Below are 18087 nucleotides of genomic sequence, written 5' to 3' on the forward strand. Positions count from 1 at the left end.
GACAATCAGTCCTCACTTTTTGAAATCTTTTTTGTTGTCAAGCATATAAAGCAGGGCGTTGCATATAGCCGCAGCAACATTGCTGCCGCCCTTTCTGCCTTTAGCAACAATGCACGGAACTTTGGTAGCTATAAGCATTTCCTTTGACTGCACAACATTGACAAATCCCACAGGAGCGCCTATTATAAGCTCAGGAACAAAGTCTCCTGCGGAAATATGTTCACACAGCCGTACAAGTGCTGTAGGAGCATTTCCTACAGCATAAATAACAGGCTTTCCAAGCTTTGCCGCCTTGTCAACTGAAGCCGCAGCCCTTGTAGTTTCTTCACGCTTAGCTGTCTCCGCGATATCTTCATCTGCCATAAAGCACGCACACTCACAGCCGTGTCTGGCAAGGGCTGCCTTGTTTATTCCCGACCTTGCCATATTAGTATCGGTAACGATGACTGCACCGCTTTCCATTACTTTCAGAGCAGTTTCGACAACATTTTGTGAAAAATAGAGATTTTTTGCGTAATCGAAGTCCGCAGTCGTATGGATAGCGCGTATGACTATCGGCTTTATTTCCGCCGGTATGGGAGCTTCAAGCTCACTTTCTATTATCTCAAAGCTGCGTCTTTCGATGTCCGACGGCAGCACATATTCTAAATTCATACGCCCTCCTCAATGATACGGTAGACAAGCTCCATATTGATATATTTCCTGACATTTTCAGCCAGCAGATCAAGCTGAATATCCCTGTATCTCCGCCTGTCAACAGCTTCACCGCTGTATTTGAGACCTTTCCGCCGAAACAAAGCTCTCACAAGTCTGCCAGAGACCTCGGCGCTGTCAAAAATCCCATGAACATAGCAGCCTGCGGCGTTACTGCTGAAGCTTCCTCCCTGTGTATTCAGAGATCCGCCCGAACATTCAGTGACTCCCATGTGCACCTCATAGCCATAAAATTCAGCTCCCGACAGACAAGAAAAGAATCCTTCTGCGCTGCAAAATCTGCCCTTTGTCTGCGTCTGTCGTTTCTCTTTGCTGAATACTGTATCACAGTCCAAAAAGCCCAGACCATGTATACTTCCGCTGCATTCGCTGCCTGTGGGATCAGAAATAGTTTTGCCCATTATCTGGTAGCCGCCGCATATTCCGAATATAGGAACATCAGCCTTGAAGCAGGCTTTTATCTTCTCATCAAGACCGCTTTCACACAGCCATTTCATATCTGCAATGGTACTTTTAGTTCCTGGAATTATTATCAAATCAGGAACTCCAAGCTCCGCTGCACGTGAAACATACCTTACAGAAACGCCGTCATACTGCCTGAAAACGTCCATATCGGTAAAATTGGATATTTTCGGCAGATGTATGACCGCAATATCAATAATTCCATCTGCATTTTTCTTTATTAATTTTTCCGACAAGCTGTCCTCGTCCTCTAAATCACAGCTTATATAAGGTATAACTCCTGTGACCTTTTTGTCCGAGCGCTGCTCCAGTATATCAATACCGTTCTGAAACAGCGATATATCCCCTCGGAACTTATTTACCACCAGTCCTTTAACCTTGTCTTGCTCGTTTTTTTCAAGAAGCTCAAGCGTACCTATTAGCTGAGCAAAAACGCCTCCACGGTCAATATCGCCTACCAGAAGGACCGGTGAGCTCACAAGCTCAGCCAGCCCCATGTTCACAATGTCATCAGCCTTCAGATTAAGCTCAACGGGACTTCCGGCACCCTCAATTACAATTATATCATGTTTTTCTGAAAGCTTGTTATACGCAGAAATTATATCGGGGATAAGCTCCTTTTTGCGGCGGAAATATTCTGCTGCGCGCATATTTCCGCGCACTCTGCCATTGACGATGACCTGTGAACCAACGTCTGTTGTGGGCTTCAGAAGTATAGGATTCATCAGTGCCGAGGGAACAATTCCTGCGGCTTCAGCCTGAAGCGCCTGAGCTCTGCCTATTTCTGCTCCGTCGGGAGTAATAAATGAATTCAGAGCCATATTCTGAGATTTAAAAGGTGCAACAGAGTATCCGTCCTGCCGTAATATCCTGCACAGAGCAGCTGTAAGGAAGCTCTTGCCGACATTTGACATGGTTCCCTGAAGCATTATATTTTTAGCCATAGAGACACCTCCTGAGTGCAGTAATAAGCCTGATGTTTTCCTCATGGGTACGAACTGCTATCCTGTAAAAACCTCCTGACAGACCTCTGAAATTCTCACAGTCACGGATAAGTATACCGCATCTGAGAAGCTCTTCGGCAAGCCCGATCTTGCTCTTAAAAAGCAAATAATTCGCAGCACTGTCATAAACTTTTACTCCAAGTTTTATCAGCTCTGAGAAAAGGAAGCTCCGTTCAGCCCTGATGAATCCGACAGTTTCCTGAACGTATCCCTCTTCATCGAGAGCCGCTATACCTGCCGCCTGAGCAATAGCAGAAACGCTCCAGAACTGACCGCTCTCCCGTATCCTCTCAGCTATGGAAGTGCTGCCGCAGATAGCGTAACCAAGCCTTATCCCGGGCATTGCGCAGAGCTTTGTAAATGCTTTTATAATAATGCATTTTCCATTCAAGAAACTCCTAAGACTATAGCTTTCACTATCTCCCGTGAAACCCAGAAAGCATTCGTCGCACACGAGAATTATATTATTTTCTTCGCATTTTATTGTAATTTTTTCAAGCAATTCAGAAGAAATCAGCCGTCCTGTAGGGTTATTCGGCGTACAAATGAAACACATATCAAGAGAATTGTCAAGCCTTGTGAGAATATCCTCACCAATATCAAAGCTGTTTTCTTCCAAAAGAGCATACTCACCTATCTCGCAGCTCACCTCTGACAGCGCACGGCTGTACTCACTGAATGACGGAGCACATATCAATGCCTTTTTCGGCTTAAAAGCGTGGACAATGCGAAAAATCAGGTCGTCAGCACCGTTACCGCAGACAATATTATCATCACTGATCTTTTCAAAAACCCCAATCTTTTCACAGAGCTGTCCGCAGTAGGGGTCAGGGTATTTTTCAATGCATTCAATGCTCGCAGAAAGAGCAGTTTTGACACTTTCGGGAGCTCCAAGCGGATTGATATTAGCCGAAAAATCCAATATATCACTGAGCTGTCCGATATTTCCTCCATGCTGCTGTATCATAGAACCCCTCCCCAAATAACGCACCTTACGGCGGCTGAAAAAATCAGCATAAGTGCCGAGGTCACGTACATAAGCTTATTTGCACGTCGAATGTCCGCAGGCTCTATGGGGCGATCATTGTCGCCGATATATTGTTTTTTGTGAAGCTTTCCGAAGTACCATGCGTCCCCTGCTAACCGCAGATGAAGAGCTCCTGCGCAGACAGATTCGGTCTGTGCTGAATTAGGGCTTGCGTGATTTCGCCTGTCTCGATTCCAGATACGAAAAGCATTGCGCCCGTCAAGACCTGCTAAGGGCGCAGCAATTACCATGAAAAGTGCCGTCGATCGTGACGGGATATAATTCAGCACATCGTCAAGCTTTGCTGCAAATCTGCCGATGTCAGCATATTTTTCATCTTTATAGCCTATCATTGAATCCATTGTATTGACAGCTTTGTAAAAAAAAGCTCCCACAGCGCCGCCAATTCCCATGTAAAAAAGCGGAGCGGTCACACCGTCGGAGGTATTCTCGGCAACCGTTTCAACTGCGGCGCGGATAATGCCGTCACGGTCAAGAACAGCTGTATCACGTCCAACTATCATGGACACTGCCTTTCTGGCTTCCTCTGTATCCCCTGATAAAGCTGCATTGCAGACCTTCATGCTCTCATTGTACAGGCATCTCGCTGCCAGCATATAGCAGCACAGGACGGTTTCCGCAGCTATCCCTAAAACAAGATTTAAATTGTAACATATCATCAGTATTACAAGAGGCACAGCAGTCGAAATCAGTATCACTGTCAGTCCAAGAAGAATACCTCCAAGTCTCAGGTCATTCATACGGCTGCGAACAAGCTTTTCCAGTCCGCCGATAAGTCTTCCAATAAGCTTTATAGGATGTGGCATATTATATGGATCACCAACTGCACAGTCCAGAAAAAAACCAAGTATTATCGGCAGTACAGGCATAATAATTTTCATATCTCCTCCGTAATGACAAGTATTTTTTTGTCCCATTCACATACAAATCCGTGACCGTTTTTGCATTGGAGATCGAAGTAATCTCTGTGTGGAACAGAATATTTTTCAAGAATGGACATTATAGTTCCGCCGTGAACAACAAAAGCGACATTTTCCGAGCTTTCAAAATTTTTAATGATACTTTCAAATGCTGCAGCACATCTCCTGCGAAAATCCGACGGAACCTCGCCGTTTGGGAACGGCAGTGTTCCTCCGCTGTCTATCCAGCTCTGATAATAGGGATCACCTGAAAGCTCTGAATAATTTTTACCCTCAAAGTCCCCGAAATCACACTCACTAAGCTCCTCTGATACTAAATAGACACATTTGGGAAATAGTATCTCAGCGGTCTGGATACAACGCTTCATTGGACTGCATACAACGATCTCACAGCTTGGGAGCATAAGTGTTTTCAGCTGAGCAGTCCCATCTGCACACAGTGGCTCGTCAGTTCTGCCGATATATCGCTTTTCAAGATTACCTGCGGTGGAACCATGACGAATGAACAGTATCTTCACGATAAACACAGCCTTTCCGTAAAAACTGCTGCCACCAGCAGTGCTATCTCGCACATTTGAAGGAACCAGCCGCATAGGTCTCCCGTTATACCTCCGAAATCCCGATATGCGGAATATCTATGCCATACAAGAACAAGCGCAGCTGTCACAATCGCTGATAAGCCCTGAACCGGCATTATAACCGCCGCAGAAGCAGCGCTTGCTGTAATGAAAGCTCCTGCCATTACAAGTGTTATTTTTTTGTCAGACGGCTTAACAAAGCTCTGAAGCGTTCCGCTGCTTTTTGCCGAATTGAAGGTAACAGCAGTAAGTGCGCTGAGAGCACGTGAAAGTACATAACCGCAGGCAATAACTGCCGTTGTGTCTGCCTCAGTAACCTGAGTAAAAAGTCCTGCCTGCAATATCAGGTAGAGACAGAGCTTTATAGCTGCAAATGAACCGATATGCGGATCAGCCATTATCTCAAGCCGCTTTTCACGGTCAGCATACGAAGCACGTGCGTCACAGACATCACAAAAGCCGTCAAGATGTATACCGCCTGTAACAAGTACCGGAAGAAGAACTGCAACTGCCGAAAACAGATTCTGCCCGATGTCAAGATAATCACATACTATGCGCCATATGATGAGAAGTCCGCCTATGACTGCACCGATCAGCGGAAAGAAACCGAGAGCATAGCGGCGGTTATCTTCCTTCCATTCGACCTTCGGCACAGGTATCCGCGAATACATGAGAAACGTCGAACAAAGTGACCTCAGCATGGTATCTCTCCTTTCAGCACGATCGGTACGCCGTAAACACACTCGATAACGTTGTCCGCAAGCTCAGCAATCCGTCTGTTTACCTCACCCAGCAGGCGGATATACTCGGCAGTTCCCTCAGCATAGACAATACCGTCGCTGCCCACCTGATTAGTGACTATAACAAGCTCTGCAGCAGTATCAGAAAGTCGCTTTATTCCGCTGACAATTTTATCGGCAGGATAACATATATCGCTCTCCGAAAACATCTCGTTTGCACATAGATTCCCCACACATTCAAGAAGCACTCCACACTCTCCGAAAAGCGGTATTTCGTGGATATCCGAGTATTTTTCAACGGTCTCAAAGCCGTTTCCGCAGCGCATTTTTTTATGACGCTCAATGGCTTCAAGGGCCTCCTCACCGAAGGGCTGCATGGTTGCGATATATACTTTTCTTCCGCAGAAGCCCTCCAGAATATGTTCTGCAAGGCTTGATTTTCCGCACTTTGAACCACCTGTCACAAGAGTTGTCATGTTAGCTCAGCATACCTTTCTATATTAGTTTCATCAAATCTGTGGGAGTTTCTGTACAATGCCAATGCTCCGTCAAGAAGCGGCAGAAGAAGTACTCCCCCTGTACCCTCGCCAAGCCTCATTCCTGCATTTATGGGAGCTTTCAGTCCACAGTAAGCAAGAAGCCCCTCACCTGCCGGCTCTCCCGAGCAATGACTCGCCAGCATATAATCACGGCAAAGCGGATCGATTCCGCAGGCAATAGCTGCCGAAGCCGCTGATATAACTCCGTCTGCAACGATCGGGACATGATAATATGCTCCTCCGAGAAATAATCCTGTCATAGAGGCAATTTCAGCTCCGCCAAGCTTTTGCAGAAGCTCCAACGGTTTGTTCTTTTCGGGCTTGTTGACTTCAATTGCACGTTTTACTGCGTTGATCTTTCTTTGTAAGCCCTCTGAGGACAGACCTGCACCTCTCCCTGTGACCTGCTCCGGAGGCAGGTCAAGAAGCACAGAAGCTATGGCGGCTGTGGGAGTTGTATTACCAATACCCATTTCTCCCGTCACTATAATTTTTGTGCCGCGCTCGGTCAGCTCCTTCACCATGTCCATTCCCGTAACTATGGAAGCTTCTGTCTCATCAGCTGTCATAGCTGCTCCTACAGCGATATTATCGGTGCCGTAAACTGCCTTTCGCTTAATGAGCCTGTCACAGTCAACATCTGTGGATAAACCGACATCTACCGCGATGACATCCACATTAAAAGCAGCTGCAATTGCATTTATATTTGAGCGTCCCTCAGCAATAGCTTTTGCACACTCCGCAGTGACCTCCTGTCCGCACTGAGTAACGCCCTCGCTGACAACGCCGTGGTCTCCGCACATAACAACAGCAGCTCTGATCGAAATATCAACATCAGGCGTACCCTGTACTGCGGCTATCCTCTGTATCATTTCCTCCAGCAGTCCGAGACTGCCAAGAGGCTTGGCAATACTGTCCCAGCGTAATTTTGCCGCAGTATAGGCGGCTTTATCAGTGGGGGAGATCTTTTGTATCCTGTCCATTTTTATCACCGTATGCGATACAAGCTCTCACAAAGCGCTCCGCGAGCCTTGTATCCGAAAAGAAATTAATGTGCGGAAAACCTGCGTAAAGACTTTCACTGACGTGACAGCACTCCCATGCTCTGCCGTCATTTTTCTCCGCAGTAAAACTGTTTCCGCAATACGTGCTGTCCCAGTAGTGAAATTCATGTGCGCGGATCGTTTCTCCGCAGCCGCAAAGCAATCCTTCAGACTTGGCTGTCATCGTGATATAGCCAAAGCGCTGAAGCCGCGATGTAGGGAAGCATTCTCCGTCGATAACGCCTGCCATTGAAAACTTTTTGCCGTCTGCGTCTGTAAGCGTTTTCTGGAGATACATGAAGCCTCCGCATTCGGCAATAGTCGGCATACCGCCGCTGACGCAGTTCCTAATACTTTCGAGCATTGCGCTGTTCGCTGATAGCTCCGCACAGTAAAGCTCGGGGTATCCGCCATATAACAGCAGTCCGTCAGCATTTGGCACGCTTTTGTCAGCAATCGGAGAAAAATAAACGATATTGCAGCCCATTTTTTCAAGAAGCTCAATATTTTCACGGTATATAAAGCAAAAAGCGCTGTCATTTGCTACTGCTATTGAGGGAGCTTCCGAAAAGTGCGCAATGTCAGGAGCAGTATATCGAGGCAGAGGTAAATCGCTGATTTCAAGAAGCTTGTCAATGCAGATATACTGCTCTGCAAGTTCTCCGAGGCGGCTCAACTTCTCCTGTATATCGGAAATTTCATTGGCTGTCACCAGTCCAAGATGACGGCTCTCAATAGCAATATCGCTTTTTGGCAGACAGCCGAAGTTCTCTGTTCCAAGCTCAGCGCAGAGCCTCTCAGCAAGAGGGATTAGCTTCTCAGACAGGCGATCAAAGATAAAGCCTGCGATCCTGTTAGGACGATAGTTTAGAAAACCACTCATTACTGCGCCAATAGAATCACTCATACCCTTACAGTCCAAAACAATGACCGCAGGAGTATCTGTAAGCTCAGACACAAAATCCGTACTGCCGGCACCACCGTCATAAAAGCCCATGACACCTTCTATAACGGCAATATCACTGCTTTTGCCGTATTCATCAAGCAAATACAGGAGAGTATCCCTGCCGCAGAGAAAACTGTCAAGATTGTGAGAAGCCACGCCAATAACCTTGCGGTGAAACATTGGATCAATGTAATCAGGACCGCACTTGAAGGCTGCGACATTGATCCCGCGCTTTTTCATAGCTGCAATAACAGCACAGGTAACAGTAGTCTTGCCGCAGCCGCTGTTAGTACCGCCGATAATAAAACGTCTCATGTAAGTCCTCCGCTAATAATGAACACGGGATTCTGGGCTTTCAGCATTGTATGAGTGCCGAGCTTTTCAGTACGTGTAACAGAAATCTGCGCAATTTCGGGAGAAGAGCCGTACTTTTCAAAGCATTTCACAGCGTCGCTAAGAGTTTCAAGGGAAACTGCTGTCACAGTAATGTAAGCATTGGGATTTTTCGTATATATCACATCAAAAATACCACTCATATTCCCAGAACTGCCGCCAATAAACACCTTGTCCGGAGTCTCGGCTTCAGCCAGACATTCAGGGCAGTTTCCCTCAGCTGCAATTATATTATCACAGCCGAAAAGCCGGGCGTTCTTTTCAGTCAGCAGCACCGCCTCGGCTTTTTTGTCAAAAGCCAGAACTTCTCCGTCAGGACAGCGGCAGGCAGCTTCAACAGATACTGCCCCCGTGCCGCAGCCTATGTCCCAGACAACAGAATCACACTCGATATTCATTTTTGAAACCGCAATGCAGCGCACCTCTGACTTTGTCATGGGAACTTTATCACGAAGGAACTCCTCATCACTTATGGCTGACGGGATACGCCGCAGAGCGTCCATATTTACAGTTATCATAACCGCAAGACCACAAATATCATTGTCAATAAGATTTTCGGCTCTGCCTGATACTACACGTTCATCCGGATAGCCCAGATCAGCGCCAATATGTACTGTAACATCTCCCATGCCGTATCTGCATAGACGACGGCACACCTCTGCTGCCGTAATATCACCGCCTAACAGGAAAAAACATTGCCGATTCAGCCTGACATTAACCGCAATATTTGAGCTTTGTCCATGTAGTGAAACGAACTTCATCTGTTCATACGAAATGCCAAGTTTTCCGCAGAAATACGCAGCTGATGAAATACCAGCAACCACCTTTACATCATACTCGTTCAACAGGGGCAGCAGCTTCTTTGTACCGCTGAAAAACCCACAGTCTCCTGACATAAGCACGGCGGCGCAGCCATATTCACAGCTGCGGAGCTTTGCAGCAATTTCTTTCGGAATATAACTGCAAAACAGCTCTTTTCCCAAACTGCTGAACGGATTCAACATACGCTCAGCCCCTATCAGCAGCGAGGCTTCGGCTATTGTAGACTCAGCCTCCTTTGTCAGTGAATCAATGCCGTTTACGCCTATCCCGATTATGTATATCTTCATTTTTTCAGCTCCTTTTCGATGAAATCGATTACCTCGTCAAAACTGATCCCGACCTCATCAGGACGTGCAAGTGTTATCATTTCTGCGCCGACGATACGCGCAGCCTCAGCCTTTTCGGAATATCCTCCTGTCTCGCCGCTCTCCTTAGTGACAAGTATTTCAGCACCGCTCATTTTAAGATGAGCCACATTCTGTGCAGTAGTGAACGGACCTTTTGCAAGTATCACCTTTGTCGTATCAAAGCCCAATTCACGGCATTGCTCAAGTATTATGTCAGAGGGCAGAACTCTTATCCATAGCCTTTCTTGACAGCCGCTGACCTTCGTAAGCTCCGGAAGAGCCTTACTGCCAAGTGTACTCAGCACTGCGCCGTCTGTATTATTGAGATGCTCAATAAGCTCAGCCATATTCCTGACGATTTTGCCGCGACATTCCGCGCTTTTCCGCAAAAGCCTCAGATATTTCACTCTTGCAGCTTTACAGGCAGCTTTGATATTTTTCGTTGCTTCAACTGCATATGGGTGAGTGGCATCAACGACAATACGATAATGTTTTTTTTGCATAAGCATCATCATCTTTTCTTTCTCAAGCCTTCCGCACAGTACATTCACGCTCTGCGGAAGAAGCTCTGCACCATATTCAGTTGCTACAGAAACATCGGCAGCTATACTATTTTCGGCACAGTACTCGGCAATAAGCCTTCCCTCTGTTGTTCCGCCGAATATGAGCAGCTCACACATTTTTATAGTCCCTCGGAGTTACCATTTTACCGCCTATGACCTTTGTCTCGGAATTACCGATATATACAGTTGTGAACATATCAACAGCAGTATCGCGAAGCTCCGCCAGCGTCAGGATACGGCTCTCCTCACCTTCTCTGCCGATATTGCGAACATAGCCGCAGACCGTATCTGCCGAACGGTGCTTCAGCACAATATCACAGGCTTTTTGCAGGTAGTCAGCACGGCTTTTTGATGACGGATTATAAAGAACTATAGTCAGGTCACACTCCGCCGAGCATTCAAGGCGTTTCCGTATCTTTTCCTTTGAAGTTAGAAGATCTGACAGGCTTATTACTGCAAAATCGTGTGTAAGCGGAGAGCCGAGTACAGCTCCGCCACTGAAAGCAGCCGTAACACCCGAAACGACTTCTATTTCCACGTTTGGAAAACTCTCGCTGAGCTCATATGCCAGTCCGGCCATGCCGTAGAGCTGTGGATCGCCGCTGCAAATGAGAGAAACATTCTTCTCGGAAGCTTCTTTCAATGCATATTCAACGCGCTCACGCTCCTGCTTCATACCTGTTGAAGCATAATTCTTATCCGGGAAGTGCTTTCGCAGCAGCTCCACATATTTAGTATAGCCGACTATCAATTCACTGCGTTTTACAGCACTTTCAGCAGCTATCGTCATGCCGTCGCGGCTTCCTGCACCGATCCCGACAACGTAAAGCATTACAATATCTTCCTTTCAAAATCAAGTATAAGCGGTTTTTCTGCAGCAGCTACTGTTACTCCGTTTGCCGCATATTTCCGCATTATCAGCCTGCCGCCGCTGCATTTCACAGCACTTCTTTCGCAGACATTGTCCACTCCGGTGATCTTTTTCACAAACATGGACGAGGTGAAATCTCCATCAGTTTCCATGAGATCCTTCGCCGTATATGTACGTAGCTTCAAACTGTATTTTTCGCAGAATTCAAGAATCCCATGCTCGTCCTTTTTAATATCAATAGTAGCTACATCAGAAACGCGCTCAATTGGTATTTTTGCTTTATACAGCGCCATACGCACTAAAATGTCGATAGCACTGAAATCTGTTCCGCGCTTGCAGCCGATACCGAGAACGATATTTTTGGGAATGAGCTTCAGTGTCACCGAAAATGGCGTCCTGTCGGCATTGCCTATATAAATTCCCGTTTTGCAGCCGGTATCCTCAACTATTTCCTTCGGCAGCCCAACGAATCTATATTCGCTGACCAGACCTATTTTTTCACTCTCAAGCACAGCGGCTGCCACGGCTTTTGCCTTGTCCATTTCAGTAATAATAAGATCGTTTGCAGCAGCAAAACTGTCCGGGGAAAAACGTCCTCCTGTATCGGTGGCAGTAGTAACGGCAGCCTTAGCTCCTATAAGCTCCGCCAGACGCACAGCAAGGGCGTTTGCACCGCCGATATGTCCTGAAAGTATAGGGATAACGAACTGTCCGCAGTCGTCAATTACAATCACCGCAGGATCAGTGTTTTTCGACTGAATGTGTGGAGCAATAGTCCGTACAGCGATTCCGCAGGCACATACAAAGATAAGTGCGTCATATCTGTTGAAAATGTCTGAGACAAGTCCAGCCGGGTCCTCAAAGCAGCGCGAGCCGAAGTCTGAATGGCTGCGAATACAAAAACGATCTGTACTGATAAAATCAGCGCATTTTTTGATATGCAGAGAGAGTACCCTGCCCCTTTCAGTAATGGAGATAACCGCAGCTCTCATTGTTTGCTCGGCTTTCTGAATTTGGTCTCAAAATCTGCTGAGTATAGCTTAGACAGAGAACGAACTCCGTCCAAAAAGTCCCCAACAGTGATCAGTGCGGTCTTGGTTATTCCGTTTTTTTCGGCAGTTTCTGCAAGGCTGGCAACAGTACAGCGGCAGACCATTTCGTCGTTCCACGTCGCCTTATAAACTATCGCCGCCGGGGTATCCGCAGTATATCCGCCTTTTATGAGTCTTTCGGAAAGCTCCTCAAGCATACCTGTGCTGAGGAATATCACCATTGCAGCATGGTGGGCGGCAAGACTCTCTATGCTCTCGCTTTCGGGCACAGGAGTTCTGCCTGCCATTCTTGTAAGTATGACCGTCTGTGAAACATCAGGCAGGGTATATTCGGCTTTCAGCGCAGCCGCCGCTCCGCAGAATGAGCTTACCCCGGGGCAGACATCATAAGCTATGCCAAGAGCGTCCAGCCTTTCCATTTGCTCCCGTATCGCACCAAAAACACAGGGATCACCTGTATGAAGACGCACAGTAGTTTTACCGCTGTTTTCTGCATTTTCCATTACATCTATGACCTCATCAAGAGTCATTAAGGCACTGTTATGTATCTCACAGCCGCTTTTTGCATAATCCAATAATTCGGGATTTACCAGCGAGCCGGCATATATAATAACATCTGCTTCCTCAATAAGTTTCTTTCCGCGAAGTGTTATAAGGTCAGGCGCACCGCTGCCTGCACCAACAAAGTGTATCATTCATTTCACCGCCAAATCAAGTATCTCATCTGCATACCCAGTTTTCAGCAGCATATCGTGCTGATAGGAAAATACAACTGCGCCAATTTTCGCCTCACCTTTTACTCTTGCCTGTAAATAGCTGTGTATTCGTTCAGTAAGAACATCAAGGAGCCTTTGTGCCTGTCCGTTTTCATACAGTATATCCAGTGCGGAATCAGTAGTTGCACAGTCACTTAGCCTGCAAAGCAGACTGTTATCCAAACCTGCAAGAGCACCGCAGGCAATAAGAGTCTCTATTCTTCCGTCGGCATATGAAGAATGGGTATTCATAATACCCGAACCCAGCTTGACCAACTTGCCGATATGACCGCATATCAATATATTCTCAAAGCCAAGTGTAATACCTATATCTATAGCGTCACCGATAAAGTTGCTGCACATTACGCACTGTTCGCTGAGCTGCGGCAGCTTCTCGAAAACAAACCTATCGCTGTAGTTTCCAACTGTCAGTACAAGAACTTTTCTTCCCTCTTGTCGGCGGATATTTGCCTCTGTTCTAATAGTTTCGATCATTGCAGAGCTGCTCATCGGCTCCACAATACCCGTTGTCCCAATTATTGAGATACCGCCAAGAATTCCGATACGCGGATTAAAGGTCTTTTTAGCAAGCTCCTCCCCTTTCGGCACAGATATAACTACTCTGAATCCGCCTCTGTATTCATGCATTTCTGCGGCATCCATTACAGACTGAGCTATCATTTTTCGAGGTACAGAGTTGATTGCTGCCATTCCCACTGGTTGGTCAAGCCCCGCCTTTGTAACTGTTCCCACACCATTTCCGCCGACTATATCCACACCGTATTCGATAAGTGAGACCTCCGCGATTATCTCGATACCATTGGTAATATCAGGATCGTCACCGCTGTCCTTTATTACCGAACAAGCGGCAATTTCTTTGTATATGGTGCATTTGGATATTTCGAGCATAATTCGCTCACCTTTAGGGAGAAGTATTTCTGTATATTTCACATTCTGACCTGTAAGAAGTGCCTCAGCGGCAGCCTTTGCAGCAGCTGCGGCACAGGAGCCGGTTGTATAGCCGCAGCGCATTTTCTTTGTACCGCAGTATATGAACCTTTCTTCCATACCGCCCTCCTGTTAAAGTATTTATGTTTATATTTTAGCATATTATGCCCGCTAAGTCAATCATAATTAAATACTAAGCAGTTTTCGTGTTTGCATGAGGATACATATAATTTATCGTTATAAATATATAATATAAATATCATGTTAAATACAAAAGATTTTTGTCAACTATAGACATTCTCCAATTAATAATGTATAATATAGGTGGATATTTCACTTATCAAACAAAAAGGAGTGTCTACTATGAAAATTCGCTTCCGCGGCACAATTCCTCTTCTTTTTTCCGCGTTGCTCGCAGGCTCGGCAGCTATACCATTATCAGCTTCTGCTGAATGGAAGCATATCGGATATATGGGCGATCTTAACAACGATCAGGAGCTGAATGTAGCTGACCTTGTTATTATGAAACGGCACCTGCTCGGAATAGAACCTATGACCGACAGCAATAGTTATCACGTTCAGAATTCTTACATCGGCATTAATGGGGCAGACGGATTTCAGGCAGGAGAATACTTTGTAACAGCTGACATTAATCAGGACGGAGCAGTCGATATATTTGATTTTGTTGAGCTAAGAAAAGCCATTGTAAACGACAGTGCCCTCTGGGTTTGGCAGTGGGAAACCGAATACATCGTTCCTGACGATCCGATCGAAGAAAACGGTGAATTTATCGGAGCTTCTGTCAATGATGTTTATAAATTCATGCCTTCACAGGGCAATGGCAAAATGCTTATTATCTACGCTGATTTTGCAGACTGCAAGTTCAGCTATCTTCCAACAACTGACGAAATAGAAAAGATCGCCTTCGGCGAAGAGAACTCTGACAACAAGCTCTATCCGTGGGAAAGCATATCAGCTTTTTTCAAACGCTCCTCAAAAGGCGCTCTTGATCTCACCGGAAAAGCCTATCATTACAGCACAGGAAATTCTGTAAACAATTACTATCAGGTCAAAGGTCAGAAAGCTCTCATGACTGAAGCATGCAAGGCACTTGACAGCAAGATAAACTTCAGTGAATTTGACGGGAATAACGACGGATATATAGATACACTGGTCCTTATCGTTCCCGGACAGACAAGCAATGACACATGGTGGCCTGCATCGGTTCAATTTGCAAACGATAATTATGTATACGACGGAATGAAAATAGGTCACATGATAACAGGCAATTGTCAGATAAATTCCTCTGTCGACTATAGGGATTTTGTTTCTACACTTACACATGAAACAGGTCATTGTATGGGATTGCCTGATTATTACCGCTATGATAAAAACAGCGACGCCGACGGACTTCACGGAACTGCCGGAAGTGAGCTTATGGACGACACAGGCGGTGATCTGAGCTGCGTATCAAAGCTTCATCTCGGTTGGTACAAAACAGATCAGGTCCAGGTCTATGATTCTTCATCAGGAACACAGAGCTTTATCCTCTATAACGCACAAACCTCAAAGGGCAATACCATTATTATACCCTGCGGAGACCTCGACAGCCGCTATCACAGTGAATACATGATGATAGAATATACCACCAAACAGGCAAATAACAGTTCTCCACCGTGGTATGTTTCTATGGGTGAAGGGATACGTGTATATCACGTTGATGCTTCTCTTTATAACAACGGGTGGTGGACATCTTTCCGTTATGCAAGCGGTTCTGAGTTTACAGATAATTATGAAGGAAGACGCTTTATCAGACTCATAGATGATAAAAAATCGGACAACATCTACAAAACAGGTGCTGTTATCGACGGTAATATCTCTGGTTTCCACTGGTATGACAGTAACGGAAGACAGACTATTGACACAGGTCTTACTATTGAGATCGGTGAAAAAAATAATGACTCCTACACAGTTACAATAAAGAATAACGCCTTTGCAAATAATTGACAGAAACATTGAATGAGGTCAGCTTCGTACAGATCCGACCTTATGATGATAGTATGATCAAATCAGTATATATAACGAAAACCGTTTTTTTCAAACGTTCTTGAATAATAAAAAACCAGCCCTGAATTCAGGGCTGGTTTTTGTCATAATGACTGTATTTACCTGTTTAACCGGTAACTTGACTTGCTCTGTGCACTGCCCTCTTTTTGAACGAGGCAGCACAGGGCTATTATTTTCCTATTCCTAAACATCGCTGCTATTAACAGCTATAGTAGTAGTTGTTGTTGCTGCAGCAGTTTCATTTGACGAATAGCTCTCAGGTAGTGACTTGATAAGACCTAAGAGGTACTTCTGTATAGCAGCTGCGTCATTTGTTGTTATACCGTCACCTGCCTCATAAACGTCCGCATTGAACCTGCCCTGCTCTGAGAGCTTATACTTGTTAGGATTAGCAAGTGACTGCATTATCATTACTGCGTCGCCCATATCGATACCGCCGTCAAAGTTAGAATCCCCCCACTTTGAAACCTTTGAGTCAAGAAGCTCCTTAAAATCATCAGGTTCTTCTGCTGTTATAGCAGGAGCTGTTGTTGTAGTTGTATTGGTAGTTGCTGCGGTAGTGGTGGCAGAAGGTACAGTTGTTGTATTTGCAGTTGCAATCGCAGTTACAGGAGGATCTATTTTGTCAGCAAGAGCTATAATGTCATTATAGAATTGCTTAGGCTGATAGTTGCTGAACGGAAGCTTTGAACCATCGTCGTATCTCCAGATACTCTCGTCTGTTGTTCTCGATAGAGTTACGCAGGAGACTCTCCTAGCGTGTTTCATAGCTACCTCAAAGATCTGAGGGTAAATCTGATCGACAGGACCAGTGTTGCTTGAGATATCAAGCTCTGTGATCTGAACGTCAAGTCCGAGTGACTCAAACTGCTTTAAAGCTGTTTCAAATTCGCTTGCCGATGGATATTTTGAGCTAAGATGAGCCTCCATTCCGATCCCGTCGATATAGTCGCCCTCTTTCATTATTGACTTAACCATATTTATAATGTCATCTGTCTTTGCGCTCACGTACTCGTTATAATCGTTGAGGTAAAGCTTACAATACCCAGGAGCATACTGTCTTGCATACTTGAATGCGTTTAACACAAACTCACTGTTGCCTTCACCATACACTCTTGTCCAGTTTGAATCTCTCATTCCGCCGCCGTCGTTAATGAAGAGCTCGTTACATACGTCGTAGGAATGGACCTGTAAATCAGGATAATCGTACTCGAGCTGAGCAAATGTGTTCTTTATCATGCTTTCAAGGCGCTTGTTCATACGATCCTTGGAAACATATTCGCCATTGTCCTGAAAGAGATAAGCAGGCGTCTGGCTGTAACATACAAACGTATGGCCACGAACGCCTATGCCATTCTCCTCAGCGAATTTAAGGATATTGCTTGCCGAGTGCAGGCTTATCTCTACTTTATCATCCTTTACGCTCTTAATGATAGAATCAGGCTTCATTTCGTTTGCACAGGTGATAGAGTTATAATTCTTCTTGATGAACTCCTGAGCCTTTGAGTTGTTAAGTTCATAGGCATATACAGAGGTTCCGAGACGGAAGTACGGTCCCATGTAATCTTTGAAGCCGTCGCCGCCCTTTTCGTACTCATAGTTAATGTTATGGCGAGTTGCTACGAACTCAGTGCTGCCTGAGTCCTCATAAGTTATATCGGTTTCGCCAACTTCATTACCGCCGCTGGTTACGTAACTATTCCCTTCCTGATCGTCAGCTGAAACTGAAAATGGAACGCACAATGATATAGTCAGGGCAGAGACAGTCAGACCTAAGGCTTTTTTTATAGTATTACCTATCATTTAAATCACTCCCTCATTAAAAATTATTTCAACCGAAATATTATCTCTATGCTTTTATTATACATATATTTCTTCAAAAAGCAAGTCTTTTTTGATACATAAAGATACTTTATAATACTAATCGTCACACCTGTTTTTCATCAAATGCAACTGCAAAATCTCATCCGAAGCTGCGCAAAGCCTGTATTTCGGTATTTTCCGCGAAATACAGGCTTTATAATTCTGGCGGACAGAGAGGGATTCAAATGTTTTAAGCGCTCAGTTTTCGTTTGTTTATAGCCAAATACTTTCTGTGTTTAGGTCTCACATATCTGGCTATGAAGGACATCACAAAAAAATGGACAGGCCGCCGTCAGGACTGGAGCCGTATCTACGCACAGCTGGTTATCTATTACGGCGACAGGATCCCGGAATAACACTTTTATCTTGACAATCAAATAATCATGTGCTAATATGCAGATAAGACCGAATG

General features: G+C 45.4%; 17 protein-coding genes. 1 reads left to right on the plus strand and 16 read right to left on the minus strand.

The window, feature by feature from the left end; genetic code table 11:
* Positions 1 to 12: 12 nt before the first annotated feature.
* From K5677_RS02665 to cbiD, 15 genes are read right to left on the minus strand one after another with little or no spacing between them, the layout of a single operon-like run.
* A complete protein-coding gene (locus K5677_RS02665) occupies positions 13 to 654 on the minus strand; it encodes a precorrin-8X methylmutase (RefSeq protein ID WP_296724341.1) in 642 nt (213 codons plus the stop codon).
* Positions 651 to 2120 (minus strand): cobyric acid synthase, encoded by a 1470-nt coding sequence (locus tag K5677_RS02670; RefSeq protein ID WP_296724343.1) that lies wholly within the window; start codon positions 2118 to 2120, stop codon positions 651 to 653. Before K5677_RS02670 ends, K5677_RS02665 begins: the two co-directional genes overlap by 4 nt.
* The gene (locus K5677_RS02675; RefSeq protein ID WP_296724345.1) at positions 2113 to 3147 is read right to left on the minus strand and encodes a histidinol-phosphate transaminase; all 1035 of its coding nucleotides are present in this window, start codon (positions 3145 to 3147) and stop codon (positions 2113 to 2115) included. Before K5677_RS02675 ends, K5677_RS02670 begins: the two co-directional genes overlap by 8 nt.
* Positions 3144 to 4109 (minus strand): adenosylcobinamide-phosphate synthase CbiB, encoded by a 966-nt coding sequence (gene cbiB, locus K5677_RS02680; RefSeq protein WP_296724347.1) that lies wholly within the window; start codon positions 4107 to 4109, stop codon positions 3144 to 3146. The genes K5677_RS02675 and cbiB overlap by 4 nt, the downstream gene beginning before the upstream one ends.
* Positions 4106 to 4666, minus strand: a complete 561-nt coding sequence (locus K5677_RS02685) for a histidine phosphatase family protein (RefSeq protein ID WP_296724348.1) — start codon at positions 4664 to 4666, stop codon at positions 4106 to 4108. The genes cbiB and K5677_RS02685 overlap by 4 nt, the downstream gene beginning before the upstream one ends.
* Positions 4663 to 5427: an adenosylcobinamide-GDP ribazoletransferase gene (locus tag K5677_RS02690; protein ID WP_296724351.1), complete on the minus strand. Its 765-nt coding sequence runs from the start codon at positions 5425 to 5427 to the stop codon at positions 4663 to 4665. Before K5677_RS02690 ends, K5677_RS02685 begins: the two co-directional genes overlap by 4 nt.
* Entirely contained in the window at positions 5421 to 5942 is a 522-nt protein-coding gene (locus tag K5677_RS02695) for a bifunctional adenosylcobinamide kinase/adenosylcobinamide-phosphate guanylyltransferase (protein WP_296724354.1), read from the minus strand. Before K5677_RS02695 ends, K5677_RS02690 begins: the two co-directional genes overlap by 7 nt.
* Positions 5939 to 6988, minus strand: a complete 1050-nt coding sequence (gene cobT / locus K5677_RS02700; protein ID WP_296724355.1) for a nicotinate-nucleotide--dimethylbenzimidazole phosphoribosyltransferase — start codon at positions 6986 to 6988, stop codon at positions 5939 to 5941. The genes K5677_RS02695 and cobT overlap by 4 nt, the downstream gene beginning before the upstream one ends.
* Entirely contained in the window at positions 6957 to 8309 is a 1353-nt protein-coding gene (locus K5677_RS02705) for a cobyrinate a,c-diamide synthase (protein WP_296724356.1), read from the minus strand. Before K5677_RS02705 ends, cobT begins: the two co-directional genes overlap by 32 nt.
* Entirely contained in the window at positions 8306 to 9496 is a 1191-nt protein-coding gene (cbiE, locus tag K5677_RS02710) for a precorrin-6y C5,15-methyltransferase (decarboxylating) subunit CbiE (RefSeq protein WP_296724358.1), read from the minus strand. The genes K5677_RS02705 and cbiE overlap by 4 nt, the downstream gene beginning before the upstream one ends.
* Positions 9493 to 10236, minus strand: a complete 744-nt coding sequence (cobK, locus tag K5677_RS02715; protein WP_296724360.1) for a precorrin-6A reductase — start codon at positions 10234 to 10236, stop codon at positions 9493 to 9495. The genes cbiE and cobK overlap by 4 nt, the downstream gene beginning before the upstream one ends.
* Positions 10229 to 10951, minus strand: coding sequence for a precorrin-3B C(17)-methyltransferase (gene cobJ, locus K5677_RS02720; RefSeq protein WP_296724362.1), 723 nt, complete (start codon positions 10949 to 10951; stop codon positions 10229 to 10231). The genes cobK and cobJ overlap by 8 nt, the downstream gene beginning before the upstream one ends.
* Entirely contained in the window at positions 10951 to 11982 is a 1032-nt protein-coding gene (locus K5677_RS02725) for a cobalt-precorrin 5A hydrolase (protein ID WP_296724365.1), read from the minus strand. Before K5677_RS02725 ends, cobJ begins: the two co-directional genes overlap by 1 nt.
* Positions 11979 to 12737, minus strand: a complete 759-nt coding sequence (gene cobM / locus K5677_RS02730; RefSeq protein ID WP_296724368.1) for a precorrin-4 C(11)-methyltransferase — start codon at positions 12735 to 12737, stop codon at positions 11979 to 11981. The genes K5677_RS02725 and cobM overlap by 4 nt, the downstream gene beginning before the upstream one ends.
* Positions 12738 to 13865, minus strand: coding sequence for a cobalt-precorrin-5B (C(1))-methyltransferase CbiD (gene cbiD, locus K5677_RS02735; protein ID WP_296724371.1), 1128 nt, complete (start codon positions 13863 to 13865; stop codon positions 12738 to 12740).
* A 243-nt stretch (positions 13866 to 14108) separates the two neighbouring features.
* Between cbiD and K5677_RS02740 the strand changes: the two genes are divergently transcribed.
* Entirely contained in the window at positions 14109 to 15752 is a 1644-nt protein-coding gene (locus tag K5677_RS02740) for a dockerin type I domain-containing protein (RefSeq protein ID WP_296724375.1), read from the plus strand.
* Positions 15753 to 15995: 243 nt separating this feature from the next.
* Here the strand turns inward: K5677_RS02740 and K5677_RS02745 are convergent, their stop codons facing one another.
* Positions 15996 to 17615 (minus strand): endo-1,4-beta-xylanase, encoded by a 1620-nt coding sequence (locus tag K5677_RS02745; RefSeq protein WP_296724377.1) that lies wholly within the window; start codon positions 17613 to 17615, stop codon positions 15996 to 15998.
* Positions 17616 to 18087 lie beyond the last annotated feature (472 nt).

Source organism: Ruminococcus sp., from assembly GCF_024684275.1.